Origin of the sequence: Idiomarina sp. ST10R2A5 (assembly GCF_051842325.1) — a bacterium.
Lineage (GTDB): Bacteria > Pseudomonadota > Gammaproteobacteria > Enterobacterales > Alteromonadaceae > Idiomarina > Idiomarina abyssalis.
Genome location: NZ_JBNIEX010000001.1, coordinates 256,443 through 281,604 on the forward strand (window position 1 = coordinate 256,443; position 25,162 = coordinate 281,604).

At 45.4% G+C, this 25,162-nt stretch carries 27 protein-coding genes and 4 tRNA genes; 18 read left to right on the plus strand and 13 right to left on the minus strand.

Annotated elements, in window-relative coordinates:
- Positions 1-15: 15 nt before the first annotated feature.
- Positions 16-231 carry a cold shock domain-containing protein CspD gene (gene cspD, locus ACP7FG_RS01275; protein WP_054487879.1) on the minus strand — a complete coding sequence of 72 codons (216 nt, stop codon included), beginning with the start codon at positions 229-231 and terminating at the stop codon, positions 16-18.
- A 213-nt stretch (positions 232-444) separates the two neighbouring features.
- Between cspD and clpS the strand changes: the two genes are divergently transcribed.
- Both clpS and clpA read left to right on the plus strand, forming a co-directional pair.
- Positions 445-753 carry an ATP-dependent Clp protease adapter ClpS gene (clpS, locus tag ACP7FG_RS01280; protein ID WP_011233927.1) on the plus strand — a complete coding sequence of 103 codons (309 nt, stop codon included), beginning with the start codon at positions 445-447 and terminating at the stop codon, positions 751-753.
- A 27-nt stretch (positions 754-780) separates the two neighbouring features.
- A complete protein-coding gene (gene clpA / locus ACP7FG_RS01285; RefSeq protein WP_439225284.1) occupies positions 781-3,048 on the plus strand; it encodes an ATP-dependent Clp protease ATP-binding subunit ClpA in 2,268 nt (755 codons plus the stop codon).
- Positions 3,049-3,119: 71 nt separating this feature from the next.
- On the opposite strand, the gene infA is transcribed toward clpA, so the two are convergent.
- The 5 genes from infA to ald all read right to left on the minus strand — a co-directional run bounded on the left by infA (position 3,120) and on the right by ald (position 7,028).
- Complete coding sequence (infA, locus tag ACP7FG_RS01290; RefSeq protein WP_054487875.1) at positions 3,120-3,338, minus strand: translation initiation factor IF-1; 219 nt, start codon at positions 3,336-3,338, stop codon at positions 3,120-3,122.
- A gap of 27 nt (positions 3,339-3,365) precedes the next feature.
- A complete protein-coding gene (locus ACP7FG_RS01295; protein WP_278358707.1) occupies positions 3,366-4,076 on the minus strand; it encodes an arginyltransferase in 711 nt (236 codons plus the stop codon).
- Positions 4,076-4,786 (minus strand): leucyl/phenylalanyl-tRNA--protein transferase, encoded by a 711-nt coding sequence (aat, locus tag ACP7FG_RS01300; RefSeq protein WP_439225285.1) that lies wholly within the window; start codon positions 4,784-4,786, stop codon positions 4,076-4,078. The genes ACP7FG_RS01295 and aat overlap by 1 nt, the downstream gene beginning before the upstream one ends.
- 9 nt (positions 4,787-4,795) lie before the next feature.
- Positions 4,796-5,755 carry a thioredoxin-disulfide reductase gene (gene trxB, locus ACP7FG_RS01305; RefSeq protein WP_224797382.1) on the minus strand — a complete coding sequence of 320 codons (960 nt, stop codon included), beginning with the start codon at positions 5,753-5,755 and terminating at the stop codon, positions 4,796-4,798.
- A 145-nt stretch (positions 5,756-5,900) separates the two neighbouring features.
- On the minus strand, positions 5,901-7,028 hold the full coding sequence (gene ald / locus ACP7FG_RS01310; RefSeq protein WP_054487867.1) for an alanine dehydrogenase: 1,128 nt from the start codon (positions 7,026-7,028) through the stop codon (positions 5,901-5,903).
- Between the two features lie 141 nt (positions 7,029-7,169).
- Here ald and lrp point away from each other — a divergent pair, with 141 nt between their 5' ends.
- The 6 genes from lrp to serS all read left to right on the plus strand — a co-directional run bounded on the left by lrp (position 7,170) and on the right by serS (position 13,754).
- Positions 7,170-7,661, plus strand: coding sequence for a leucine-responsive transcriptional regulator Lrp (gene lrp / locus ACP7FG_RS01315; protein WP_054487866.1), 492 nt, complete (start codon positions 7,170-7,172; stop codon positions 7,659-7,661).
- 82 nt (positions 7,662-7,743) lie between these two features.
- Entirely contained in the window at positions 7,744-10,119 is a 2,376-nt protein-coding gene (locus tag ACP7FG_RS01320; RefSeq protein ID WP_222235384.1) for a DNA translocase FtsK, read from the plus strand.
- A gap of 4 nt (positions 10,120-10,123) precedes the next feature.
- Positions 10,124-10,726 carry an outer membrane lipoprotein chaperone LolA gene (lolA, locus tag ACP7FG_RS01325; protein ID WP_417442493.1) on the plus strand — a complete coding sequence of 201 codons (603 nt, stop codon included), beginning with the start codon at positions 10,124-10,126 and terminating at the stop codon, positions 10,724-10,726.
- 59 nt (positions 10,727-10,785) lie between these two features.
- Positions 10,786-12,072, plus strand: coding sequence for a replication-associated recombination protein A (locus tag ACP7FG_RS01330; RefSeq protein ID WP_439225449.1), 1,287 nt, complete (start codon positions 10,786-10,788; stop codon positions 12,070-12,072).
- The gene (gene crcB, locus ACP7FG_RS01335; RefSeq protein WP_224797386.1) at positions 12,065-12,454 is read left to right on the plus strand and encodes a fluoride efflux transporter CrcB; all 390 of its coding nucleotides are present in this window, start codon (positions 12,065-12,067) and stop codon (positions 12,452-12,454) included. The genes ACP7FG_RS01330 and crcB overlap by 8 nt, the downstream gene beginning before the upstream one ends.
- A 7-nt stretch (positions 12,455-12,461) precedes the next feature.
- Complete coding sequence (gene serS, locus ACP7FG_RS01340; RefSeq protein ID WP_439225286.1) at positions 12,462-13,754, plus strand: serine--tRNA ligase; 1,293 nt, start codon at positions 12,462-12,464, stop codon at positions 13,752-13,754.
- An 8-nt stretch (positions 13,755-13,762) separates the two neighbouring features.
- Here the strand turns inward: serS and ACP7FG_RS01345 are convergent, their stop codons facing one another.
- The 5 genes from ACP7FG_RS01345 to ACP7FG_RS01365 all read right to left on the minus strand — a co-directional run bounded on the left by ACP7FG_RS01345 (position 13,763) and on the right by ACP7FG_RS01365 (position 15,768).
- Positions 13,763-14,092, minus strand: a complete 330-nt coding sequence (locus ACP7FG_RS01345; RefSeq protein WP_224797388.1) for a TusE/DsrC/DsvC family sulfur relay protein — start codon at positions 14,090-14,092, stop codon at positions 13,763-13,765.
- A 5-nt stretch (positions 14,093-14,097) separates the two neighbouring features.
- Complete coding sequence (locus ACP7FG_RS01350) at positions 14,098-14,367, minus strand: hypothetical protein (protein WP_054487852.1); 270 nt, start codon at positions 14,365-14,367, stop codon at positions 14,098-14,100.
- A complete protein-coding gene (locus ACP7FG_RS01355; protein ID WP_439225287.1) occupies positions 14,364-14,681 on the minus strand; it encodes a DsrE family protein in 318 nt (105 codons plus the stop codon). The genes ACP7FG_RS01350 and ACP7FG_RS01355 overlap by 4 nt, the downstream gene beginning before the upstream one ends.
- Before the next feature lie 5 nt (positions 14,682-14,686).
- Positions 14,687-15,031, minus strand: coding sequence for a sulfurtransferase complex subunit TusD (tusD, locus tag ACP7FG_RS01360; RefSeq protein WP_439225288.1), 345 nt, complete (start codon positions 15,029-15,031; stop codon positions 14,687-14,689).
- A 68-nt stretch (positions 15,032-15,099) separates the two neighbouring features.
- Complete coding sequence (locus tag ACP7FG_RS01365) at positions 15,100-15,768, minus strand: Bax inhibitor-1/YccA family protein (RefSeq protein ID WP_439225289.1); 669 nt, start codon at positions 15,766-15,768, stop codon at positions 15,100-15,102.
- Positions 15,769-16,014: 246 nt separating this feature from the next.
- On the opposite strand from ACP7FG_RS01365, the gene ACP7FG_RS01370 reads away from it, so the two are divergent.
- The 10 genes from ACP7FG_RS01370 to ACP7FG_RS01415 all read left to right on the plus strand — a co-directional run bounded on the left by ACP7FG_RS01370 (position 16,015) and on the right by ACP7FG_RS01415 (position 22,830).
- Positions 16,015-16,106 (plus strand) — tRNA-Ser (locus ACP7FG_RS01370).
- Positions 16,107-16,321: 215 nt separating this feature from the next.
- Complete coding sequence (locus ACP7FG_RS01375) at positions 16,322-17,116, plus strand: thioesterase family protein (protein ID WP_439225290.1); 795 nt, start codon at positions 16,322-16,324, stop codon at positions 17,114-17,116.
- Between the two features lie 7 nt (positions 17,117-17,123).
- Positions 17,124-17,717: a DNA-3-methyladenine glycosylase family protein gene (locus tag ACP7FG_RS01380; protein WP_439225291.1), complete on the plus strand. Its 594-nt coding sequence runs from the start codon at positions 17,124-17,126 to the stop codon at positions 17,715-17,717.
- Between the two features lie 210 nt (positions 17,718-17,927).
- Positions 17,928-18,578, plus strand: coding sequence for a LuxR C-terminal-related transcriptional regulator (locus ACP7FG_RS01385; RefSeq protein ID WP_199494552.1), 651 nt, complete (start codon positions 17,928-17,930; stop codon positions 18,576-18,578).
- Entirely contained in the window at positions 18,575-20,413 is a 1,839-nt protein-coding gene (uvrC, locus tag ACP7FG_RS01390; protein ID WP_439225292.1) for an excinuclease ABC subunit UvrC, read from the plus strand. Before ACP7FG_RS01385 ends, uvrC begins: the two co-directional genes overlap by 4 nt.
- A gap of 23 nt (positions 20,414-20,436) precedes the next feature.
- Positions 20,437-20,985 (plus strand): CDP-diacylglycerol--glycerol-3-phosphate 3-phosphatidyltransferase, encoded by a 549-nt coding sequence (gene pgsA, locus ACP7FG_RS01395; protein WP_222235372.1) that lies wholly within the window; start codon positions 20,437-20,439, stop codon positions 20,983-20,985.
- Positions 20,986-21,081: 96 nt separating this feature from the next.
- Positions 21,082-21,157: transfer RNA gene (locus tag ACP7FG_RS01400), tRNA-Gly, on the plus strand.
- 6 nt (positions 21,158-21,163) lie between these two features.
- A tRNA-Cys gene (locus ACP7FG_RS01405) sits at positions 21,164-21,237 on the plus strand.
- A 25-nt stretch (positions 21,238-21,262) separates the two neighbouring features.
- Positions 21,263-21,349, plus strand: a tRNA-Leu gene (locus ACP7FG_RS01410).
- Positions 21,350-21,510: 161 nt separating this feature from the next.
- Positions 21,511-22,830 carry a tyrosine-type recombinase/integrase gene (locus tag ACP7FG_RS01415; protein ID WP_439225293.1) on the plus strand — a complete coding sequence of 440 codons (1,320 nt, stop codon included), beginning with the start codon at positions 21,511-21,513 and terminating at the stop codon, positions 22,828-22,830.
- 164 nt (positions 22,831-22,994) lie between these two features.
- Here the strand turns inward: ACP7FG_RS01415 and ACP7FG_RS01420 are convergent, their stop codons facing one another.
- Entirely contained in the window at positions 22,995-23,843 is an 849-nt protein-coding gene (locus ACP7FG_RS01420; protein ID WP_439225294.1) for a DUF4435 domain-containing protein, read from the minus strand.
- Positions 23,836-25,101, minus strand: a complete 1,266-nt coding sequence (locus tag ACP7FG_RS01425) for an AAA family ATPase (RefSeq protein ID WP_439225295.1) — start codon at positions 25,099-25,101, stop codon at positions 23,836-23,838. Before ACP7FG_RS01425 ends, ACP7FG_RS01420 begins: the two co-directional genes overlap by 8 nt.
- Between the last annotated feature and the right edge of the window lie 61 nt (positions 25,102-25,162).

Sequence of the window (25,162 nt, forward strand, 5' to 3'; positions counted from 1 at the left end):
TTGGTTAAGCCGGTATTATTTATCGGCAGGACCGGGAACAATGTTGTTGGCGTGCAAACCTTTGGGACCTTCCTCGAGTTCGAACTCTACGGGTTGTCCCGCTTTCAGTGTGCGATAGCCTTCCATCTCAATGGTTGAATAGTGAGCGAAAATATCACCTTCGCGGTCCTCGCTTTCGATAAAGCCGAAGCCTTTCGAATTATTGAACCATTTGACTTTTCCGGTAGCCATACTTCTACATCCTTCTTCTGCAACAGATAGTTTATTATTATTAGGTGCGGTGGCTTGAAAAATCGCCGATTTAGCACCATGTTTAACTCTAGGTGACGTGAGTGATTAGTCAAGCCCTAAAGTTTAAAAAATAACCTACGTTGTTAATATTTTGGTTGTTTTTTTATCATTTCGGGTAAATTTAAAACTATTATTATGGCAGGTTGTTAATAAATGAGTCAGTTTGACCACCAGCACCTTAGCGATACAGAGGAAAAGCAGGAGCTCAAGCCACCATCCATGTACAAAGTCATCATTAATAACGATGACTACACGCCCATGGATTTTGTGATTGAAGTGTTGATGAGATTTTTTAAGATGGATCAGGAGCGCGCCACGGACACCATGTTACAGGTGCATTATAAAGGGAAGGCCGTTTGCGGTGTATATTCTGCGGAAATCGCCGAAACTAAAGTCGTACAGGTAAACCAATACGCTCGGGAAAATCAGCATCCGTTATTGTGTACTATGGAGCAAGAATGAGCCGAGTTGTCTGGGAAGGAGTGGTCTATGTTGAATAAAGCCCTTGAATTAACGCTAAACGATGCGTTTCGGCTAGCGCGCGAACGTAATCATGAACTGATGACAGTTGAGCACTTATTGGTTGCATTGCTGGATAACCCAGATGCATCTGAAGCGCTTCGTGCCTGTGGGGCAAACTTTCAACAATTGAAAGAAGAACTACTGAGCTACATTGACCGCAGTACACCATTATTCGGTCCTGATGAGGAAAGTCCTGATACGCAGCCAACATTAGGTTTCCAACGAGTGCTGCAACGTGCAGTGTTTCATGTGCAGTCTTCTGGCAACGCTGAGGTTACCGGAGCGAACGTTCTTGTCGCTATTTTTAGTGAGCAGGAATCACAGGCTGTTTATTTACTGAATAAGAACGACATTACCCGGCTGGATATTGTTAACTTCATTTCGCACGGAATATCTCGTATTGATGACGAGCCGGTAGATGAAGAAATGGTCGAAGAAGAGGCCATGAAAGGTAATGACGAGCAGCAGAGTTATTTACAGCGCTTCTGCTCGAACCTTAATGTGCAAGCTAAAGAAGGCAAAATAGACCCGCTGATAGGCCGCGATTATGAGCTTGAGCGTTGCGCTCAAATTCTCTGCCGTCGTCGCAAAAACAACCCGCTTTTAGTGGGGGAAGCCGGTGTGGGTAAAACAGCCATAGCCGAAGGCCTGGCTTACCGAATTATTAAGGGCGAAGTGCCTGAAATTCTCTCCGATGCAACCATCTATTCACTGGATATGGGTGACCTGCTGGCGGGAACAAAATACCGGGGGGACTTTGAGAAGCGTTTTAAAATGCTTTTGAAAGAGCTTCAGGAAAAAGAGCATGCCATTTTATTTATCGATGAAATTCATACCATTATTGGGGCCGGTGCGGCCAGCGGTGGTGTATTGGATGCGTCTAACCTGATAAAACCTTTGCTTTCCAGTGGTCAGTTAAAATGCATTGGCTCGACGACGTATAATGAGTTTAAGAACGTTTTTGAAAAAGACAGAGCATTAGTTCGCCGCTTCCAGAAAGTAGATGTGGTTGAACCTTCAGTGGAAGACACCACAAAAATATTAATGGGTCTAAAAGAGAGATACGAAAGCCATCATGGCATTCGCTACACGCAGCCAGCTATTAAAGCAGCGGCAGAACTCTCTGCTAAATACATTAATGAACGGCATTTACCGGATAAAGCCATCGATGTCATGGATGAAGCCGGTGCTTCACAGCGTTTACTGCCGCCATCGAAACGTCGTAAAACGGTCGGTGTATCGGATATTGAAACCATTATTGCGAAAATAGCCCGTATTCCAGAGCAGTCGATCTCTCAGTCCGATCAAGACTTGTTGAAACAGCTTGATCGCAATCTGAAAATGGTTGTCTTTGGTCAGGATGAAGCGATTGATAAGCTGACAGCGGCTATTCGGTTGTCACGCTCAGGCCTTGCTAACGAAAACCAGCCAATAGGTTCTTTCATTTTTGCCGGGCCAACGGGTGTTGGTAAAACGGAAGTTACTCAGCAACTGGCTAAAGCTATGGGCATTGAGCTGGTACGCTTTGATATGTCGGAATACATGGAACGCCATGCGGTAAGTCGCTTAATCGGTGCACCTCCGGGCTATGTCGGCTATGAGCAGGGTGGTTTGTTAACCGATGCGGTTATCAAGCAGCCACACTGTGTGTTGTTGCTGGATGAGCTTGAAAAGGCTCACAGCGATGTATTCAACATACTGCTGCAGGTAATGGATAACGGTACTTTAACGGATAATAATGGCCGTAAGGCTGATTTCCGCAACGTCATTATTGTTATGACAACAAACGCAGGTGTTCGTGAAACTGTTCGTAAATCCATTGGCTTTAAGCAGCAGGATCACAGTTTTGATGCGCTTGCTGAAATTAACAATATTTTCACGCCGGAATTTCGTAACCGCCTGGACGGTATTGTTTGGTTTAACCACCTGACGCCGGAAGTGCTTGAACAAGTCGTTGATAAGTTTATTTGCGAGTTGCAGGCTCAGCTGGATAAGAAAGGTGTTTCGCTTGAGGTTGATCCCTCAGCTCATGCCTGGATAGCAGAGAAGGGCTATGACAAGGAAATGGGTGCCCGTCCAATGAGCCGGGTTATCCAGGAACACCTTAAAAAGACGTTAGCCAATGAAATTCTGTTCGGTAAGCTTGCCCGTGGCGGAAGCGTGAAGGTCAGCGCGAACGACAAAGACGGATTAACCTTTGACTACGACAGTAAGAACGAAACTGTCGAAGGCTAATTAAAGACGTCAGTCAGAAATGAAAAAACCGGCCCGTTAATCAGGCCGGTTTTTTTAATCCTCAGTGCGGATTAACGTGCGCGGAAGACGATGCGGCCTTTAGTCAGGTCGTACGGAGTTAACTGTACAGTCACGGTATCGCCTGTCAGGATGCGGATATAGTGCTTGCGCATTTTTCCTGAAATATGGGCAGTAACCACATGACCATTTTCCAACTCTACTCGGAACATAGTGTTAGGAAGGGTTTCAAGAACCGTTCCTTGCATCTCAATACTGTCTTCTTTCGCCATTAAAATCCTCTAATATTTGTTTGAAGCCTAAAGTGTGTGCGATTTTAGCTCTTTTTTCCAATGATTGCCAACCAGTCGTTCATATGGCGCAAATCGAGTCTTATAATTCATCTTCTTGCAGTCATCAATTTGGTACCCAAGATACAGTCTCGATACCTGTCTTTGCTGCGCTAAGCGGAGCATTTCCAGTACGGCGTATGTTCCCGGTGAGCGTTTGTCGTGATCAGGATTAAAAAAGGTATAAACTGCTGACATGGCGTCCGCGGTTCTGTCGACAACCGAAACAATAATGAGCTCTTCCTGGTCATTACGCCATTCTAATAATTCCGGTGTTAACCAGTCACAGGAAACCCAGTTCCAAAACTTATCAGGGTCAGGCGGGTACATCTCGCCGTCAGAGTGACGTTCATTAATAAAGCGCGAGAATAGCTCATCATAGTCAGCCTCCGGTGCTTGTTTAATGCTAAGAGTTAAATCGCTGTTTTTGTTTAACAGTCGCTTTTGATTCTTACTAAAGCGAAACTCGGGCACAACTACCCGGAGAGACTGGCAGGCGCTGCATAAACGACAATGAGGGCGGTAAACGTCGTTGTGACTTCTTCGAAAGCCGTGTTGCATTAATTGCTGATAAAGATCGGCGTTAAGTGGTTCAAGCTCATTGGGGAGGGCGACAACGAGACGTTCGTCTTCTGCCGTTAAGTAGTGACACTGACTTTCTTTCGTCACTCCAAACTGCACTATAACTCTCCGAAATTAGAAAGCTCGCGAGTTTGCCAGAAAGTTTCCGGCATGGACTGTTGTTGAGCTATATTCAATTTCATTAAAAAGCGTTCCCGATGCAGATTAACCGCACCCAATGAAAATAGATGAGGGTTACCGACCTGGCAATCGATAAGTTGTCCGCCACAGTTATTAAAATGCTGGGCAAAGCGCACTAATGCAATTTTAGAGGCATCACTTTTATAATGAAACATGCTTTCTCCACAAAATGCACGACCAACAGAAATACCATATAAACCGCCGGCGAGTTCGTTATCGAACCAAACCTCGACCGAGTGTGCATGACCTAACTGATGAAGTTTGCAATAAGCCTCAATCATTTCTTCGGTTATCCAGGTACCTTCGTTCTCTGAACGCTGATCGGCACAGGCACGAACAACATCAACGAAACAACGGTTAATACTGATTTGCCAGTTTGGTTTCCGGTTTGCCTTGGCAAGAGAGCGGCTGACGTGAATTTTGTCAGGAAAAAAGACGGCTCTGGGGTTGGGAGACCACCAAAGAATAGGGTCGTTATCAGAAAACCAGGGAAATATACCTTGTTGATAAGCGTGTATTAGCCGACCCGGCGATAAATCACCACCGACAGCGAGTAGCCCATTGGGTTCGTGCAAAGCTGTCGCTGTTGGTGGGAAACTGATCGATGCCGGATCGAGCTGGACAATCACTGTAGACGACTAAGACTTAGTCAGTGCGTCAAGGTAACGCTCGGCATCCAATGCAGCCATACAGCCTGTGCCTGCAGAAGTAATAGCCTGACGGTAGATATGATCCATGACATCACCTGCAGCGAAAACACCCGGTACACTGGTTGCCGTTGCATTGCCCTGAAGACCACTCTGCACCTGAATGTAACCGTCCTGCATTTCCAGTTCGCCGTCAAAAATACCGGTATTTGGCTGGTGTCCAATAGCAATGAAGCAACCAGCGACTTCCAGCTCTTCTGTACTGCCGTCTTTGGTGTCTTTAATACGAACACCGGTAACGCCGGCATCATCACCCAGAACTTCATCTAAGGTTTTGTTGAGGTGGAAGGTAACGTTCCCGTTTTGCTCTTTTTCATGCAGCCGATCAACCAGGATTTTCTCCGCACGGAAAGTGTCGCGGCGATGAATAACGTGTACTTCGCTGGCAATGTTCGACAGGTATAGCGCTTCCTCAACGGCTGTATTACCACCGCCGACAACGCAGACCTTTTGCTTTTTGTAGAAAAAGCCGTCACACGTTGCGCAAGCTGAAACGCCTTTACCCATGAAGGCTTCTTCTGAGTCTAAGCCTAAGTACTTAGCTGAAGCGCCTGTGCTGATAATAACTGAGTCCGCGGTATACTCGCCAACGTCACCTTTTAACTGGAAAGGGCGCTTAGAAAAATCGACGCTGCTGATATGATCAAACACAATTTCTGTATCAAACCGCTCCGCATGCTGTTGCATACGCACCATAAGATCAGGACCGGTCAGACCTTCTGCGTCCCCGGGCCAGTTCTCAACATCGGTAGTGGTGGTTAACTGCCCACCTTGTTGCATACCTGTCACCATAACAGGGTTTAAATTAGCGCGTGCAGCATAGACTGCAGCTGTATAGCCAGCAGGTCCTGATCCCAGAATAAGTAACTTACAGTGTTTGGCTTCAGCCATTAGAAAAACTCCATTAATGCGTTTTTGATTATTTATTATTTAGCTATGGGGATTGATTGTAGGGTTTACAAGCTTGACCGACAAGAACCGCAACAAAAAAGCCCGCAAACTTTTGTTCACGGGCTTGTTTCTATTAGAGTCAGTATTAACCCTGCAGAGCTTCGCGTGGGTCCTGGTAGTCCAGACCTAGCTGCTGACCCAGATCGTCGTGAATAGCTTTGTAGGTAATTTTACCCTTGTGCATATTCAGGCCGCGTAACAGGTGCTCGTTTTCCAACATGGCTTTAACGCCTTTGTTCGCAAGTGCAATGCCGTAAGGCAAAGTTGCATTGTTAAGAGCGATAGTAGAGGTACGTGCAACGCCACCTGGCATATTAGCGACGCAGTAGTGAACAACGTCATCAATGATGTAAACAGGGTCCTGGTGCGTTGTCGCTTTTGATGTTTCAAAACAACCGCCCTGGTCAATAGCTACGTCAACCAGTACTGAACCGGGTTTCATCTTACTGATGTTTTCACGCGTAAGCAGTTTAGGTGCTGCAGCGCCGGGAATAAGAACCGCGCCAACGACTAAATCGGCTTCCTGAGAATATTTATCGATGGCATCAACGGTAGAGTAAACCGTTTGTACACGGCCAGCGAAAATATCATCCAGTTCACGTAAGCGAGGCAGAGAGCGATCTAGAATAGTGACTTCAGCACCCAGGCCAATAGCCATTTTTGCAGCGTTAGTTCCAACAACACCACCACCGATGATCAGTACTTTGCCCGGCGCTACGCCAGGAACGCCACCTAATAAGGTACCACTGCCACCGTGTGCTTTTTCTAAGTAGTGTGCACCTGCCTGAATTGACATACGACCGGCAACTTCACTCATCGGTGCTAAAAGAGGCAAACCGTTGCGGTTATCTGTGACCGTTTCGTAAGCAATAGCAGTACAACCTGCTTTACCCAGTAACTCCGTTTGAGTTGGGTCTGGGGCTAAATGCAGGAAAGTATAAAGAATTTGGCCTTCACGAAGCATTTTGCATTCGTTTGGCTGAGGTTCTTTTACTTTTACAATCATGTCGGCACGCTGGAAAATCTCTTCTGGTGTATCAATAATAGTCGCGCCGGCTTCCATGTATTGTTCGTTCGTGAAGCCAATAGCAGCACCACCGTTGTTTTCAACGATAACGTCGTGGCCATTCTCCACATACTCGCGCACAGCAGCAGGTGTTAAGCCGATGCGGTATTCGTGGTTTTTAATTTCTTTTGGTACACCAATTAGCATTGTCTGCCTCTTAAAATTTTCGTGTTTAAGGGAAATTATTTGGCGCAAATTATAGACGTAAACCCTAGTGTATTACTTACTTTTTTTAAGTTGTTTTTTGGTGTGATACACTATTTAAAGTTAATTATTTAGAGAATTATGATGTTTAATGCCGAGCAGCCCGTAGAAGTCACTATTGATAAAACTGACAGGAAGATCCTTCGTCTATTGCAAGACGATGGACGCATGTCAAACGTGGAGCTGGCAAGGCGTGTAGGCCTTAGCCAGACAGCCTGCCTGGAGCGTGTTCGCAAGCTGGAGCGCGAACAGGTTATAGAAAGTTACCATGCTAAAATTAATCCTGCTAAATTAGGTGCTAACCTGATGGTTTTCGTTGAAATAACGTTGACGCGAACTTCCGCAGACGCTTTTGCGGAGTTTAGTGAGGCAGCACGAAAAACGGATGAAATTCTAGAGTGCCATTTAGTGGCGGGTGATTTCGATTTTCTGATAAAGGCACGAGTTCCCGATATGCGTGCATATCGTAAATTACTGGGTGAAACTTTGTTAATGATGCCCGGGGTTGATGAGTCACGAACTTATGTGGTCATGGAAGAGGTAAAACAGGAAAATAAAGTATTAGTAAAGGGGTAACATTAGGGCTGACATCCGCTACAATCATGCGGATACTAATGAATACCAATAATAATATTAACGAAGGCGCTGCAATAAGATAATGACAGGTGTACAAAGAGTTTTAGAAGCAGGGTTGCTAATAAGTGGTGCGCTAGCCATTTTCATTTTTTTGTCATTGGTGAGCTTTAACCCGGCTGATCCCAGTTGGTCACAAACAGGTTATGAAGGAAGCATACATAATGCGGGTGGAGCCGTAGGCGCGTGGGTGGCCGATGTCCTTCTATTTGCTTTTGGCTTTGTGGCCTATCTTATTCCTTTTGGCTTTGTCGGTGTAGGCTACTTATTATTCCGAAAAACCTACCAACTGCTGGAAATGGATTACCTGGCAGTCAGTTTACGTATGATTGGCGCAATGCTCGCGCTGATTGGCGCTTCTGCGCTGTCTTCCATTAACTTCGATGATATTTATTACTTTTCAGCCGGTGGCGTCATTGGCGACGTTATCGCCGCTTCATTACTGCCGTATTTGAATTTTGTGGGTACCACCTTACTGCTACTGACTTTCTTTTTTACCGGAGTAACCTTAGTTACCGGAATAAGCTGGTTGCAGGTTGCAGACAAATTAGGTGAGTGGGTTATTGACGGTGTTTTATGGCTGATAGAAAAGGCAAAAGTTCTATGGAATAGCCGAGGTAGCACAGAAGCATCAGATAGTGAAAATGACGAAACCTACAATGAAAAGCGAGAGCAAGCGCTGGAAGAAAAAAGCGCTTCGAGCTTAACCAGCGACTTATTTGGCGCGGATAAACAAGAGCCGGTATTGAGCCTGCCGTCGATAAACTCTGTCGATGATGAGCATGATGAGAGTGGTGCACCACGGTTCAGCAAACAGGCAGCGAAGAAAAAAACAAACAGTAGCGAACCGGCAACACCAAAAACAAAAGAGCCGGAAAGCGATGATGCAGACGAAGGAGAATTACTTCCTCCTTTACCGTCGATAGAGCTTCTGGACCGCCCAAACAAAAAAGACAACCCCATTACCCAGGAAGAACTTGATCAAGTTTCACGTACGGTTGAAACCGTATTAAAAGAGTTTGGCGTTGATGTTCGTGTAGCCCACGTTCAGCCGGGACCTGTTATAACCCGGTTTGAGCTGGACCTAGCGCCGGGGGTTAAGGTTTCGAAAATATCGAATTTAGCAAAAGATATTGCTCGTACGTTGTCCGCTGTTGCGGTGCGGGTAGTTGAGGTTATACCCGGTAAATCTTATGTGGGGCTGGAGCTTCCGAATAAGCATCGCGAAATCGTACAGCTGAGCGAGGTGATCAACAGCGACCAATTCACGAACAGCGACTCGCCACTGACAATGATTTTAGGTAAAGACATTGCGGGTAAGCCTGTGGTTGTGGACTTAGCTAAAATGCCGCACCTTCTGGTCGCAGGTACGACAGGTTCAGGTAAGTCCGTTGGTGTCAACGTGATGATTCTGAGCTTGCTTTATAAGAGCACACCGGAAGATGTCCGACTCATTATGATTGACCCGAAAATGCTCGAGTTGTCTGTCTACGAGGGTATTCCACACTTGCTGACAGAAGTTGTGACTGACATGAAAGATGCGGCAAACTCTTTACGCTGGTGTGTCGGCGAAATGGAGCGTCGTTATAAGTTAATGTCAGCATTAGGTGTGCGTAACTTAAAAGGCTATAACGCCAAAGTTAAGGCGGCAGAAAAAGCCGGCGAACCGCTGCGGGATCCTATCTGGAAACCGGGTGACTCTATGGATGAGTTGCCACCGGTGTTAGAGAAGTTGCCAAACATAGTTGTTGTCATTGATGAATTCGCCGACATGATGATGATTGTTGGCAAAAAAGTAGAAGAGCTTATTGCTCGGATAGCTCAAAAGGCCCGAGCTGCTGGTATCCATCTTATTTTGGCAACACAGCGCCCGTCAGTGGATGTCATTACTGGTTTGATAAAAGCTAACATCCCAACCCGTATTGCGTTTCAGGTGTCCTCCAAAGTGGACTCTCGTACTATCCTCGACCAACCGGGGGCAGATCAGCTTTTAGGTCAGGGTGACATGCTTTATTTACCGCCGGGAAGTGGTTCTCCGGTTCGTGTTCACGGAGCCTTTGTTGATGATCACGAAGTGCATGCCGTGGTTAAAGACTGGAAGAAACGCGGTCGACCAAATTATTTGGAAGAAATACTGTCCGGCGACCAGGGTGAAGAGGGTTTACTGCCGGGTGAGCAACAAGAAATGGATGACGCAGAGTCCGATCCGCTTTATGACGAAGCTGTTGCTTTCGTGACCGAAACTCAACGAGTATCTGTGTCCAGTGTACAGCGGAAATTCCGTATTGGTTATAATCGCGCTGCACGCATTGTCGAACAAATGGAAATGTCCGGTGTCGTAACCAGTGCGGGTAACAATGGCCAGCGCGAAGTGTTGGCCCCAAGAGCTCCAAGGGATTAAATTCATGAAAGCAGTTGTATTTACCATGATTATGGCCGTTTCTTTTAGCGCATTTGCTTCAGAGTCTGAGTCAGATAAGCATGAGTTACAGAAACTCCTGAAACAAACGCAAAGCCTATCTGCCGACTTTCAGCAAAGGGTGAGAGACGAGCAGGGCAGTGTATTGCAAAACCTTAGTGGCACATTAAAGCTAAAGCGTCCGGCAAGCCTTTACTGGCATACTGAAGAGCCGGATGAGAGTGTAATGATCGCTAATGGTACTAAGGTTTGGTACTACAACCCATTTGTCGAGCAAGTCACTGTCTATGCACAGCAGGACATGGTGGATGACAGTCCGTTATTGTTGGTGCTGGACAGCAATGGCAAGCAATGGGAAAACTATAGCGTGAGTTCAGAAGCAGGACGTTATTTCGTTGAGCATGAAACCAATGGTCGGAAGCTTGAGCTTCTTTTCTCCGATGAAAAGTTAAAAGAGATAACGATGGTTCAGGCACAAGGTGAACGCACCGAGTTGATGTTAAGTGACGTTGTTTTAAACGAAAGTATTGATGATGAGCAATTCGTTTTTGACGTGCCTGACGGCGTTGATGTTGACGACCAAAGTTAACTGTTGTGGCCAGCCTTGATTTAGACTTTCAGCCTGATTTCAAACCTCTTGCGGCGCGCATGCGTCCGCAAACTATTGAAGAGTATGTCGGGCAACAGCATTTATTAGCCCCCGGAAAGCCGCTGCGAGTGGCGGTTGAACAAGGTCATTTGCATTCAATGATTCTCTGGGGGCCTCCGGGTACCGGTAAAACCACCTTAGCTGAGCTCATCGCCACTACCGCCAATGCTACTGTCAGTCGTATCAGTGCGGTTACCTCCGGTGTAAAAGACATAAGACAAGCCATTGAAGAAGCAAAGCAGGTTGCCCAACAGCAGGGACGCCGAACTATTTTGTTTGTCGACGAGGTGCACCGTTTTAATAAAAGCCAGCAGGACGCATTTTTACCGCATATTGAAGACGGTACTATTGTGTTTGTTGGCGCGACGACAGAGAACCCAGGGTTCGAATTAAACAATGCGTTGTTATCACGTGCACGGGTTTATCGGTTGCAAACCCTGTCAAAAAACGATCTTGAAGTTGCTTTGGAGCGCGCGTTAAAAGATTCTGAAAGAGGGCTGGGGGACAGACAGCTTCAACTTGAAGGAGAGGCCAGAGCAAAGTTACTGGACTTAGCCGGTGGCGACGCTCGACGGTTGCTGAATTACCTTGAAGTAGTGGCCGACTTTGTTGAAAGCAGCAGCCAGCCTATAACACCTGAGCTAATTACCGCCGCTATTGGCGAAAAGGCAACCGCATTCGACCATCAGGGTGACCATTATTACGATATTCTATCGGCATTTCATAAATCGGTACGAGGCTCTTCGCCAGACGGTGCCTTATATTGGTACGCGCGCTTATTAACAGGCGGCGGTGACGCTCTGGTCATAGCACGTAGGTTACTGGCTATTGCCTCTGAAGATATTGGTAATGCTGACCCAAGAGCCCTGCAGTTAGCGTTAAACGCCTGGGATACGTATCACAGAGTAGGGCCGGCAGAGGGCGAAAGAGCCATAGCTCAGGCCGTTATTTATTGTGCTTGTGCCGCTAAGAGTAATTCGGTGTACAATGCGTTTAAAGGGGCACTCAGGGCGGCAAAAGAGCACAGCGACGCGCCGGTACCGGAACACCTACGCAATGCACCCACCAAAGTGCATAAAGAGCAGGGCTACGGTGCTGATTACCAATATGCGCACAATTACCCAAATGCTTATGTGCCCGGTGAACGTTATTTACCGTCAGAACTGGCTGAAACGCAATTTTATCAGCCCGAGCCGCGCGGCTTAGAAATTAAGTTGCAGGAAAAGCTGCGCTGGCTACAAGATATGGATGCTAAGTCAGACTGGAAAAGGGAGCCGGATGAATAACCTACTGCTGCATTTTTTCTGCGTTGCTGCCGGCGGAGCCATTGGCGCCTCGGGACGTTACGCTATTGGCCTTGGGATGCAATCATTTGGACTGCGGGCATTCCCTTTTGCGACGCTGACCGTTAACATATTAGGCTCTTTTTTATTGGGGCTGTTACTGGCGTACGGGCAACAACAATCCGTGTCAGAGACAACCCGCTTATTCCTTGGTGTAGGTGTATTAGGCGCATTTACAACCTTCTCAACGTTCTCGGTTGAGGTTGTAACGCTTGTCAGCCAGGGCGAAATGCTAAAAGCCGCCTTGCACGTCGGCTTAAACGTAATTATCTGTATTGCTGCTGTTGTTGCAGCAATGATGTTGTACTCAACAACGGTTAAATAGGACACTCATGCTAGACGCTAAATACTTCCGTGAGGAATTAGACAATACCGCAAAAGCACTTGCTAAAAGAGGCTTCGACTTAGACGTTGCTAAACTCAGCAAGCTTGAAGAACAACGTAAAGAGGTACAGGTACGTACTGAACAACTTCAGGCTGAACGTAACAGTCGCTCCAAAGCGATTGGTAAAGCGAAAGCAGCGGGTGAAGATATACAGCCGTTACTCGATGCGGTGAGTGATTTAGGTGACCAGCTGGATAGCGCGAAAGAAGAACTTAAAGCGATTCAGGAAGAGCTTAACGACATTATTATGGGTGTGCCGAACTTACCGGCAGAAGAAGTACCACAAGGTAAAGATGAGAGTGAAAACCAGGAAGTATTAACCTGGGGTGAACCTAAGTCGTTCGACTTTGAAGTAAAAGATCACGTTGATCTTGGCGAAGCGTTAGCCAAAGGTATGGACTTTGAAGCCGCCGCGAAATTAACCGGGGCGCGCTTCGTTGTTATGCGTGGTGGTATTGCTCGTCTGCATCGTGCGCTGACTCAGTTCATGCTGGATTTACACACACAAGAGCACGGTTATCTGGAAACCTACGTGCCTTATATGGTGAATCAGGATTCTTTGCTGGGAACAGGGCAGTTGCCTAAATTTGGTAAAGACTTATTCCACATTGAAGGCGAGTCACAAGACCAAATACCAATGTCATTGATTCCAACGGCCGAAGTACCGTTAACGAACCTATACCGTGACGAAATAGCCGATGAAGAAGAATTACCGCTTAAATTTACGGCGCATACACCGTGTTTCCGCAGCGAGGCTGGTTCTCATGGTCGTGACACCCGAGGCCTTATTCGTCAGCATCAGTTTGATAAAGTCGAGCTTGTCTGGCTAGTGAAACCTGAAGAATCAATGGACGCTTTAGAGCAACTGACTGGCCACGCTGAAACCGTGTTGCAAAAGCTTGAGCTGCCTTACCGTAAGGTAATGCTTTGCACAGGTGACATGGGCTTTGGTGCCGCTAAAACTTACGATTTAGAAGTATGGTTACCAGCGCAACAGGCGTACCGTGAAATCAGCTCTTGCTCAAATATGCAGGACTTTCAGGCACGTCGTATGCAGGCTCGTTTTCGCCGCAAGGGTGCGAAAAAACCAGAGCTTATGCACACACTAAATGGCTCTGGACTGGCAGTAGGCCGGGCGTTAGTCGCTGTACTGGAGAACTACCAACAGGAAGACGGCTCAATAGTTGTGCCTGAAGCCCTGCGGCCTTATATGGGTGGCCTTGAAGTTATTAAGGGCTAAGGTTAACCCTAAATGCATTTAGCTGGTTTCGGCAGGCCCGCAATTCGTGTGGCCTGCTTAGCCGGGCCTTTCGGGAACAATTTGTAAAGGTAACGACTGTTGCCTTTATCTTCTCCCAACTGCTTTTTCATGGCTTTAACCAAAACACGCATAGCAGGACTGGTATCGAATTCTCGGTAAAAGTCTTGTACAAAATTGACAACTTCCCAGTGTGCCGGTGTCATATCAATGCTTTCAAGCTCCGCAATATGCAGGGCCAGCTTTTCATTCCAGTCATCAATATTGGCTAAATACTCGTGCTTGTCGGTTTCGTATGTTTTACCGTTAAATTCAATCATGCGGACTACCAGGTAATTTGCTGCTGAAAACTGAGAACCAGTTCAACCCATTCTTCGTCAGATTTTAACATGACATAAGTTGGTAAGGTATTTCCTAAACACTCAGCGTCATTTTTTCTGGCATATATTGACTGCTTTACAGGCTGTTTATCAGGTAACTGACCCAGTTGTTCCCCGGAAATAAGCAGAGCGTCCCTATTGCCGAGTAAATGACTGTACTGTGCTAACCATTGAGTTAGTGCCGTATTTCTTAACCAGTGCAGGGTAGATGTCATGAGAACTGTAGAACCTCGTCAAATTGATCCAGGTGCTGCTTTAGTTCATTTGCAGAAATAATTACTGTGTCTAACGAATCCGGCAGAGCGTCTATGTTAATTGTAGACTCTGAGCTTATAGCGATAGGTTCTGCATCGAGTAGCTCCAGCATGCCGTAACGCTTTGAAGGGCTATTGAGTAAGCAGTTAACTGCTTCGCCTGACAGTATAAGTTGAACAGGGTGATCAAAGCTTGCCAGCGATAAAGCGACATCTAATGCTTCGGTTGCTGCGTTAGTGTCTGAACTGCATTGTAAAATAGCGATTTTCTTCATAATGGTTAAAATTGTAAAGTCCGGTCACTGTTGGCGATAGCTGTTGCCAGAGCGGTCAAACCTGAGGCTTGAAAGCTTGGGTGGAACTCTTCAATTCCTTTACGCTCTGCTACCGTGTGACACACCACTAAGGGGATATCATGATGACGGCTTATTGTTTCCCATTGATTTATTAAAGCCCTATTTTCATCTGGTGTTGGCAGTAGGGCATGTTTTACAGCTTCTCGGTAGAAAAAGACACAAGCAATCTCATGGCCGCTGTTAATTGCAGCCAGAGCAAAGGATAAAGCTTCCTGAGACTTGAGGCTCTCTTCAGGGCTGTTTTGAACTATGAGCGTTATTTTGGCCATAAATAGTCACTTTAAACAAAAACGCCCCGCATGGCGGGGCGTTTATTATAACCCTGTAGGCAGTCGCTTTATTCATCGCCGCCAAACGCCATTAGCAGCTGTAGCATGCTAAGGAATAAGTTATAAATTGAGACATACAAAGTCACTGTTGCGAGGATGTAGTTACGCTCGCCACCGTTAATGATGTCGCTGGTCTGCCACATAATCAACATTGCCATTAGTGGAATCATTATCGCAGAAATAGCTAATTGCAGAGCTGGCAACTGGAAGAACAGGTTCGCTAACATTGCGACGAAGACCATGATAATACCGGCAGTAACCAGGCCACCTAATTTAGACATGTCCTTTTTAGTGGTTAAGACGTAGGCTGAAGTTGCAAAGAACGTCAGGGCTGTGCCGCCGAGGGCAGTAGCAACCATTTCGCCGCCTCCAGGCATTGATAGTGCCATATTGAGGATAGGACCGAGGGTATAACCTAAAAAGCCAGTTAGAGCGAAGGTTAATACAATACCCATGCCGCTATCTTTGGTCTTGTGAATACCAAAAAGCAAACCAAAGTAGGCAACTAAAGTAATGATGAGGCCCGGATAAGGTAAGTTCATCATAGTGCTGATAGTTGCAACAACAGCACTGAAAGCCAGTGTCATTGCCAACAACGTGTAGGTGTTACGTAATACCTTATTAACGGCCAGCGTCGATTCGTTCTGACCGACATAAGTCTGACTGCGATTGTTCATAGATTTCTCCGTGTTGAACTTACTGTCTGTTAAGACGGTTTTTTATTTAAAAAGTTTCCTAAATACTACAGCATTAATGGGGGCCTTGGGTAGGAAATTAAAGGGTAATTTCTAGCGAAAAACGTTCAGTTTGTCTAATAAACGCCCAAACGGACACTTTGTTCAAATTTTTCCTTTACAAGCGTAATTTAGGTCTTTAATATTCGCTTCGTTCTCAACGACGCAGTTGAAGAGAACGAACAATACGGAGAGGTGGCAGAGCTCGGTTGAATGCACCTGACTTGAAATCAGGCGTGGGTTCATTCCCACCGGGGGTTCGAATCCCTCCCTCTCCGCCAAATTTAGCAAAAAAGCCCAGCTCCTTGAGTTGGGCTTTTTTGCTTTTTACGCACCTCCAGAGCCATTCGGCAATTCCTCCTTCGCTGATATGTTTATAAAACCTTTATGCTAGTAACGCGGTTTATTTGGTTTTGTTAATAACATCCTTTGTCATCATGGTGATAATTGGTATTCTTAATAGCTAATTCAAACAACTGTTTAACAGGGAAGCGTCATGCTGTTTCACGAGACTTTAGCGTTAATAGAAAACGATAAAAACAATCAAACCATTAAGCTACCGGAAGGCTGGGCACAGGGTAGGGCATTTTTTGGTGGTTTTAGTGCGGCTTTGGCTGCACAGTTTCTATTGCGACAGTTCCCGGGAGATTACCATTTGCGTAGTTTAGCTATTTCTTTTGTCGCGCCGGCGACACCAGGGGATGCAACGTTAAGTTATCGGGTATTAAGACAGGGATCTTCTGTGTTGCAGGTGTCGGTTGAAATAACACAAAATGACGAAGTCATGTTAGCTGGATTAGCCAGCTTAGGTAAAGGGCGCTCATCCTCTGTATCGGTTAGCGGTGAAACACCGCCTGACTTAAAAACAATTAATGACGGTCCTGGCTTACCTGAAGCCGATATTGTTCCTGAATTTGCAAAAAACTTTGATTACCGTATTACTTCCGGTGGTATGCCATTTAGTGGGCAGCCGGGTCGAACCTTTGGTGGCTGGATACGCTTTCGTAAAGAGCAGCAAGAACTGACCACTGCAGCAGTTTTGGCGTTAGTTGATGCCTGGCCACCTGCGGTACTCCCTCACCTTAATAGCCCCGCACCGGCTTCGTCACTTACCTGGACTATCGAATTTCCGGATCTCCCCCTGGACGAATTTAACACCAACGACTGGTTTCAGTACGAAGCTTTTATTGAGCATGCGGAACATGGCTATGGCCACAGCAGAGCAGGCTTATGGAGTGAAGAAGGGAAATTGTTAGCTATTAGTCGACAGAGCTTCACTGTGTTCGCATAATAGGTTTATGGAAACTACACCTGAAATAATCCGACAGCACCTTATCGATACTCAACCGGGTATCGATTTGCTGTTGTTACAGTTACCGTCACGAGAGTTGCTGGCTCCTTCACATATGCCGGTAATTGAGGCATTACCCCGAATCATTATCCGTCAAATGCTGTCATTGAAAGCGTCGGCGACCATCATTGAAAGAGCTGAGCAAAAGGCTAAATCACTTGGTGCCGGAGGTATCGCTTATCTTCCGGTCGAAGAACTTATGAGTTGCGGCGTTAGTCGCACCAAAGCTGCCGCTATTAGTAGTGTTGCGCAATGTCAGCAAAAAGAACCGGATAGGGTAGAGTCGTGGTCTGGCATGGGGTCGAAAGAGTTAATTGCCGATGTCACCCGGCTTAAGGGGGTTGGTCCGTGGACTGCCTCTATTTTAGCGATGTTTCACTTTGCCCATCAGGATCTTTTCCCAATTCAGGACAGCTCGCTTCGTAAAGCTATGAGTCTTTTAAAAGATCAGGATATTTTAATTATTCCGGAAAGGGCTCAACCCTACAGAAGCTACCTGGCTTGCTATTTGTGGGATATGCTGGATCAGGCCCGCTTGTAATCTCTATTCAAAAATTCCACCTTTGACTTGTCTTCAATAGCTATTGCGACACCTTAAAATTGGCTTTTCCCGAGCTTTTGTAAAATTCTGTAAAAGCAACTTGTTATCGTCGTTAAAAGCTCAGAATATGCGACGCGAATTCGGGCAGGGCGGTACGGATTTAAACTAATAAGGATGACCAACAAGGTATACAAATAAGGAATGTAACCTATGAACCGTATTATATTAGCAATCCCCAATCCAATTATAAGTGCCGGTATGGCCTCTGTTTTACAGCAGCACTTTAGCGACAAGGTGCTGACTGTTACGGGAATAGCTGACTTGCGTCGCACGTGTTATGAATATGAAGATGCTGTGGTGGTACTTTGCAGCCAACTGGGCGGGGCCGCTACAGTTGAGCACTGGCGGCGTCTAAAAAGGCGTCATTGCGACTTAAAGCTCATTGTGTGGGGAAGAAACCAGCAGGATATACTGGATTTTCAGTGTGGTATCAGTGTTGTCGATGGCTACTTGCTTGACTCATGTGACAGCTCCGATTTAGTTCAGGCAATTCGGTCATTAAAACAGGGCAATGTTTATGTCGCGGCGCCGGTAGCGGCATACTTGGCGCAAAACCCACGTTCTCAAAGACAGAAAAGCATGGTTGATATGCTCAGTGAGCGCGAGTTGCAAGTTGCGCAAATGCTCAGTCGTGGTATTCGTGTCAGAGAAATAGCCCGGCATCTGTGTATCAGTAGTAAAACAATTAATACTTTCCGTTATCGTATTTTCTCTAAACTCGGTATCGATGGTGATGTACAATTGTCCCATCTTGCAATTCAGCACGGTCTTGTCGACCTAATTCAGTTTGAAGGTAGATGACGGAAGGTAATACACAGAAACATTTTGACAGCGACAGCTTTCTTCGTCACTTGACTCATCAACCCGGTGTATACCGCATGTACGATGAGTCGGGTGACGTAATTTATGTTGGTAAAGCAAAAGACTTAAAAAAACGCGTATCCAGCTATTTTCGCGATAAAGTTGATCGTGTAAAGACTCAGGTCATGGTTAAGCAAATTGCTTCTATGGATGTCACCGTAACCAACACCGAAGCTGAAGCTTTAATACTCGAAAACTCCTTTATTAAAAAGTATCGCCCACGTTACAACGTGTTACTGCGGGACGATAAGTCTTACCCGTACATTATTCTGACAGCGCACCAACATCCCAGGCTGGGCTTTCACCGCGGAGCCCGTCGCACCAAGGGCGAATACTTCGGGCCTTTTCCAAATGGCTCAGCAGTGCGTGAAAGCTTAAACCTGCTACAAAAGCTGTTTCCGATTCGCCAATGTGACGATACCTATTATCGGGCACGTACCAGGCCTTGCCTGCAGCATCAGCTGAAACGCTGCCTTGCGCCTTGCGTTAATGTCTGCACTGATGAGGAATACAGTGAGCAAGTGGCTCTGGCGCGGCAATTCCTGCAAGGGAAAAACCAGCAGGTTATTGACGAGCTTATGAGCAAGATGGAGCAGGCGAGTGAAAACCTGGATTTTGAAAGGGCTGCAAGGTTTCGTGATCAGATTGCCGCATTAAGAAAAACGCAGGAGCGTAACTCCGTGACCGGTAGCCAGCAGGAACTGGACGTTATTGGTTTAGCGCGTGGTAATGGAATGACCACAGTACAGATGCTTTTTATCCGAGATAACCACTTACAGGGCAGTCGTAGCTATTTCCCTAAGGTGCCAACCGATACGCCTGACGATGAAGTGCTCAGAGCCTTTTTGTTGCAGTTTTATTTGTCGGATACGGCTGGACGCAAAATTCCAAAGGAAGTGGTTCTTCCCGTCGATATTCAGCCGGACAACGTATTAGCCGAAGTGATGAGTGATGCGTTGTCACAACCCGTCAAACTGCAAAGCAAAGTGAGAGGGGATAAACGTCAGTATCAGTCGCTGGCTCAGAAAAATGCCGTTAATGCGCTGGAAAGCCGGTTAAATCAACAAAGTACAATGAACCGTCGCACTCAGGCATTACAACAAGTGTTGGATTTCGGCGTGCCCATACAGCGCATGGAATGTTTTGATATTAGCCATACTATGGGGCAACAAACGGTAGCCTCTTGCGTGGTGTTTGATCAAAACGGACCTAAAAAGTCTGACTACCGTCGCTATAATATTACCGGCATTACTCCGGGAGATGATTACGCAGCAATGTCAAAAGCTCTGGCTAAGCGTTATGATAACGCCAAAGAACAAGGCAACATACCCGATATATTGTTTATTGACGGCGGTAAGGGACAGTTGGCCCAGGCAGAGAATTACTTTAGTGACTGGGGCAAAGAGGCGCCGGTTTTAATTGGTGTTGCGAAGGGAGAGTCGCGTAAACCCGGACTGGAAACTTTAATTATGGCCGGTAGTCACGAGACTATTCCGTTAAGTAAAGACGCCAGCGCGCTACATTTGATTCAACACATACGTGATGAATCGCATCGTTTTGCTATAACGGGACACAGACAGAAAAGAGCGAAAGTTAAGAAAACCTCAACCTTAGAACGAATTGAAGGGGTAGGGGCAAAGCGCAGACAAACAATCTTGAAAAATCTAGGTGGATTACAAGAGGTAAAAAACGCTAGTATTGAGAAACTTGCCAGCGTACCTGGTATTAGCCGAGCATTGGCGGAAAAAATTTATTACTCATTTCGTGATGAGTAAAAACAATAAGGAATGAGCGGATAATGAAGTGGAATATCCCTAATATTTTGACCAGCTTTCGGATAGTACTGATACCGGTGTTTCTGGTGGTTTTCTATTTGCCAATGGAAGATGCGCGCTTTTGGGCTGCATTTATTTTTTGGTTAGCTGCAATTACCGATGCGTTAGATGGCTATATCGCCCGGCGCTTTAATCAATTCACTAAGTTTGGTGAGTTTCTTGATCCGGTAGCAGATAAAGCGATGGTTGTTGCTGCTCTGGTGGTGATTGTCGAAGATTACAACTCCGCCTTTATTACTATTCCTGCTTTAACAATGATTTGCCGAGAGCTTATTGTGAGCGCCCTGCGGGAGTGGATGGCACAAAGTGGCAATAGAGCAAAAGTCGCGGTTTCCAATTTAGGAAAGTGGAAGACGGTGGCACAAATGATTGCCTTAATTGGATTGCTCTGGAACGCTAATATTTATATTTATTGGTTATCGATGTTTTTATTCTACGCATCCTTTGTATTAACGGTTTGGTCAATGTGGGAATATTTACGCGGAGCCAAGGGCGAATTGACCAGAAAATAACATCTTTGCCGCAAATTTGCGCAAACAGTCACTAAATTGATAAAAAGTCATTGACTGAAAATGATTAAACAGTAGAATGCCACGGCAGATGACGGTGCGGGAATAGCTCAGCTGGTAGAGCACAACCTTGCCAAGGTTGGGGTCGCGAGTTCGAATCTCGTTTCCCGCTCCAAATTCTGGCGGGTTGGCAGAATGGCTATGCAGCGGATTGCAAATCCGTGGATCTCGGTTCGACTCCGGGACCCGCCTCCATTATTCGAGAACACTTCTATGTAGTGCCCGGGTGGTGGAATTGGTAGACACAAGGGATTTAAAATCCCTCGAAGGTAACTTCGTGCCGGTTCAAGTCCGGCCCCGGGCACCAATTCCGATTATTTAAAAGTCTATTACATGCCGCGAGCCATTGATTTTACTGGCTTTCAAGGCAAATCCTGATTCCTTCTTTCTACATTAAATCGTTGCAAATCGATACTAAGTGGTGCTACTTTTGGTGCTATCTCAATTCGGTTATACGGATGTAGCACCATGTCTGATGACAAGCTAGTCATATCAACGCATAAGCATGTCGAACACCTTGAACCCTCTGAACGTGATGAATGGTATCGGGTAGCCGGTGGCACGGGCTTAAGGCTTCTTGTAAGGAAGCAGGGCGGTAAATATTGGCGTTTGAAATATCGCTTCAATAAGAAGCAGAAAACGCTGGCGCTTGGTGTATTCCCCAATGTAACTCTCAAGCAAGCAAAAGATGCGACTATCAAAGCCAAGGCCATGTTGGCTGATGGTGTTGATCCTGGTGATACAAAGTCAACCAATACGAATGATAATAGTTTACGATTTTATGCTGCTAAATGGCTTGAGTATCAATCCCAAGCAACGGCCCGAGTTTGGTCTGAAGATCATAAGGCGAGGGTATGGAAGCGTCTTGAAAATGGCATCCTTAAAAAGTTAGGTGATAAGTTGATCACTGACGTCCGTAAAGAGGATATCAGACGTTTAATTGAGAATGTTGAGGCGAAGGGTCACCATGAAACCGCCAAACGCATAGCGGACGATACACAGCGCCTATTTGAATACGTTGTCGATCAATACTCACTGGAAGACGATGTCGACATTCGTCTGCTTAGACCCGTCAAGGTAATTTCCAAACCGGTTGTCCACCGTGAAGCTCTGGATATCAAGAACCTGCCATTTTTCATGCAGGATCTAGCTAACTATACGCAGACGGGCAGGGAATTGACGGCTCTGGCTATTGAATTACTGATTCTGACGTTTGTGCGTTCTGGGGAGCTTAGAGGCGCTCGTTGGGAGGAATTTGACCTAGATAGCAAGGTTTGGTCGATTCCTGCAGAGCGTATGAAGATGAAGCGAGCACATGACGTGCCGTTATCAGCCCAAGCCCTTGATGTCATTAAACGTATTAAACGCATTACCGGCCACTATGAGTTGCTATTCCCGTCTGAAACCAAACCCGATGAGCCGATGTCAGACAATACAATGCGCCAGGCAATGTTCAAAATGGGCTACTTTCCTAAGGCGAAAGACACTAAAGACGGCAGAGTCGCCAAAACCTACCTTAAGTACCAGGACAATGCTCATTACCCCGATGGCCGTTTAAAGGAAAAGGCTGTACCACATGGCTTTAGAACTATGGCATCGTCAACGCTGCATGAGAGTGACCAGAAGTTTCGCTCTGACGCTATTGAGCGTCAATTAGCACACGTTGAACAGAATAAAGTGAAGGGCGCGTATTCGCATAAAGCGGAATATTGGGATGAAAGAGTTGAGATGATGGAGTGGTGGGGGGATTTTGTTTTCGAATCTGGCTTTGAGAGTAAGGGGCCATAAATTAGAGTTACTCATATGCTGGTAACTAACACAGCCAACTCCAGTGGTGATATTTCGTACCGTAATTATTGACAACGTTTTGACGATTTATTTATCACTGAGTTGTCAAGCATTTAGTAATAACTTTGCTTCTACCAGTTTATTAAATTGAGCATTAAATTTTTCTATTCAGGAACTTCAGGTAATAGCTTAAAACTATCCTCATAAACCTTAAAATGAGGGTGGTTGGTATTAAAAACTAGCTCAAAAGCTTGGATTAAATTTGAATACAGGGCGTCGCCAGAAATAGTTAATCTCTTGCCAAACTGTTTTGATGAGAACCTAACGTAACGCATGGCTGCCGAGAATATAAAATGCCCGCGAGTGAGGTCAAAGACTGATAAGTCAGAGTTTTCAACCTTAGCCTCCCAGTACTCTATGGTATCTTCAGGTATATCCAAATTTAGTTGCTCATAATGCTGTTTAATTTTGTCACTACATAATGAAGCACAAGTCGTTGTTTGAAAAAAGCGATCAGCGTTATCGGGTGTAACTTTCTTTCCTAGCTCCTGAGCCTGGTTGATAATATCCAAAACTAAAAGTGGTTTGAGTGATTGACTTGAATTAGCAATCCATTCCGCAGTCAGTATTTTTGGTTCTTGGGCGGCAGATAGTCGACATAGGTTTTTTATTATTTTACTAAGTGACTCAGCTGTAACTAGAGAATTCTCGATTGAGTAACCGGCCGTTGTAAAAATTGCCTGATGCTCGATTTCATGTTCAAAAAGACCATCATAATCTAGGTCCATCGCTACAAAAAAATTAGCTTCATCTTGCATTACCTGCTCGATATAATTTTTTAGCTTAGGCTTACCACCAACTGGTTCGATCTTAACTTCAGAAGGGTAAAACTTATTAAAAACTATCTCCCAGAAAGGGATATCGTCGGAACCCTCAACGAAGACAATTTTATCAACCCGGTAAAACTTTTTAAGTATATTTTTTGCGTTATTTGAGTGCTCTAGTTCAGCCAAGGATGATATCCTCCATGTCTAAAATCGAGTCTGGAAAATTGGATGCTACTTCAGGTGAGTGCGTTGCCACTAACACTTGAGCATTAGGGTTTATGTCACGCACAGCTGGAATTATTTTTCTTTGCCAATCAATGTGCAGGGAAAGCTCTGGTTCATCAGTTAAAAAAACATGTGTATTTTGACGCTGAAGTAAAGCCTCAATCAAAAGAATAATCAGTTGCTTTTCGCCTGATGACATTTTTTTGTGATCTATCACTCCGTGCTCATTTTCAATAATTAAGCGGCCAGAAGAAAAATCAAATTTCTTATCAAAAATGAATTGAGAGAGTATAGAGAGAAATAGCTCGATTGGCTCATATATCTGACGGTTATCGTCTTTTGCCGCTAGAGAAAGTTCGATTATTTTCTTTGTTTTTCTTAAAGCCTCCAACGGCTTAATATCGATCGCTGAACGCTTATTTTGCTCTTCTGAGCGTATGCTATTAACGGACTTATCAATTGCATCTACATGAAACCTTATTTTCTTTCGAATTTCAGTATCTACTGCATTAAGCTGAGAATATGCGGATAAAAGTTTTGCTTGTTCTTCCTCTCTGTTGTAGTCAATGAACCAACCTTGCTCATTCATATCCTCTTCGCTATAGAGTACAGATGCTAAAACATTACGTTGCAGCTTTTTTGAAACTTGTTGTGCTTTTTCAGCTAGCTCCAATTGATAATGAGATAGTGCTCTGAGCGCTTGCTCCAACCTGTAATCTACTGGGGCAACCACTCTTGACCCATGCCGGTCTCGTACTTCGTATTCGTCATCGTTTCGCAGGCGATATACCGATAAAGAGGAAATTGCTATAAGTGACTGAAGCTCTGACTTTATGACCTCTGTTTCTTCATACAACCGCCGGCGTGCTCTAAAGGTCATTCTGCGGTCATCGTCTGCACTTAACCTGACTGTCTTACCTTTTTGATTAGAAATCTGGTAAGTGATTGTAGATGTGCCATATTCATTCTTTAAGGCATCCTTTTTAACCGAAATTGTTTTCCTCTTTTTCTTATCGAGTAAAACGATTTTAGCTGTCTCGAATTCATTATCAGAGAGCCCGCTAACATCAACAGTCAAAATAGAGTGTAAAATGTTCATGAAAGTTGTTTTGCCGGTGCCGTTGCGGCCGATAATAATGTTTACATCACCGCTGAACTTTGCTTTGGCAGTTGAGCGCCCCCAAAACCCATCTATTTCAACTGTATCAACCTTAAACACTTTTCATCCTCTCTCCATTTTGAAACAATTAAATCCAAGCTACCATAATGACAATAGGCAA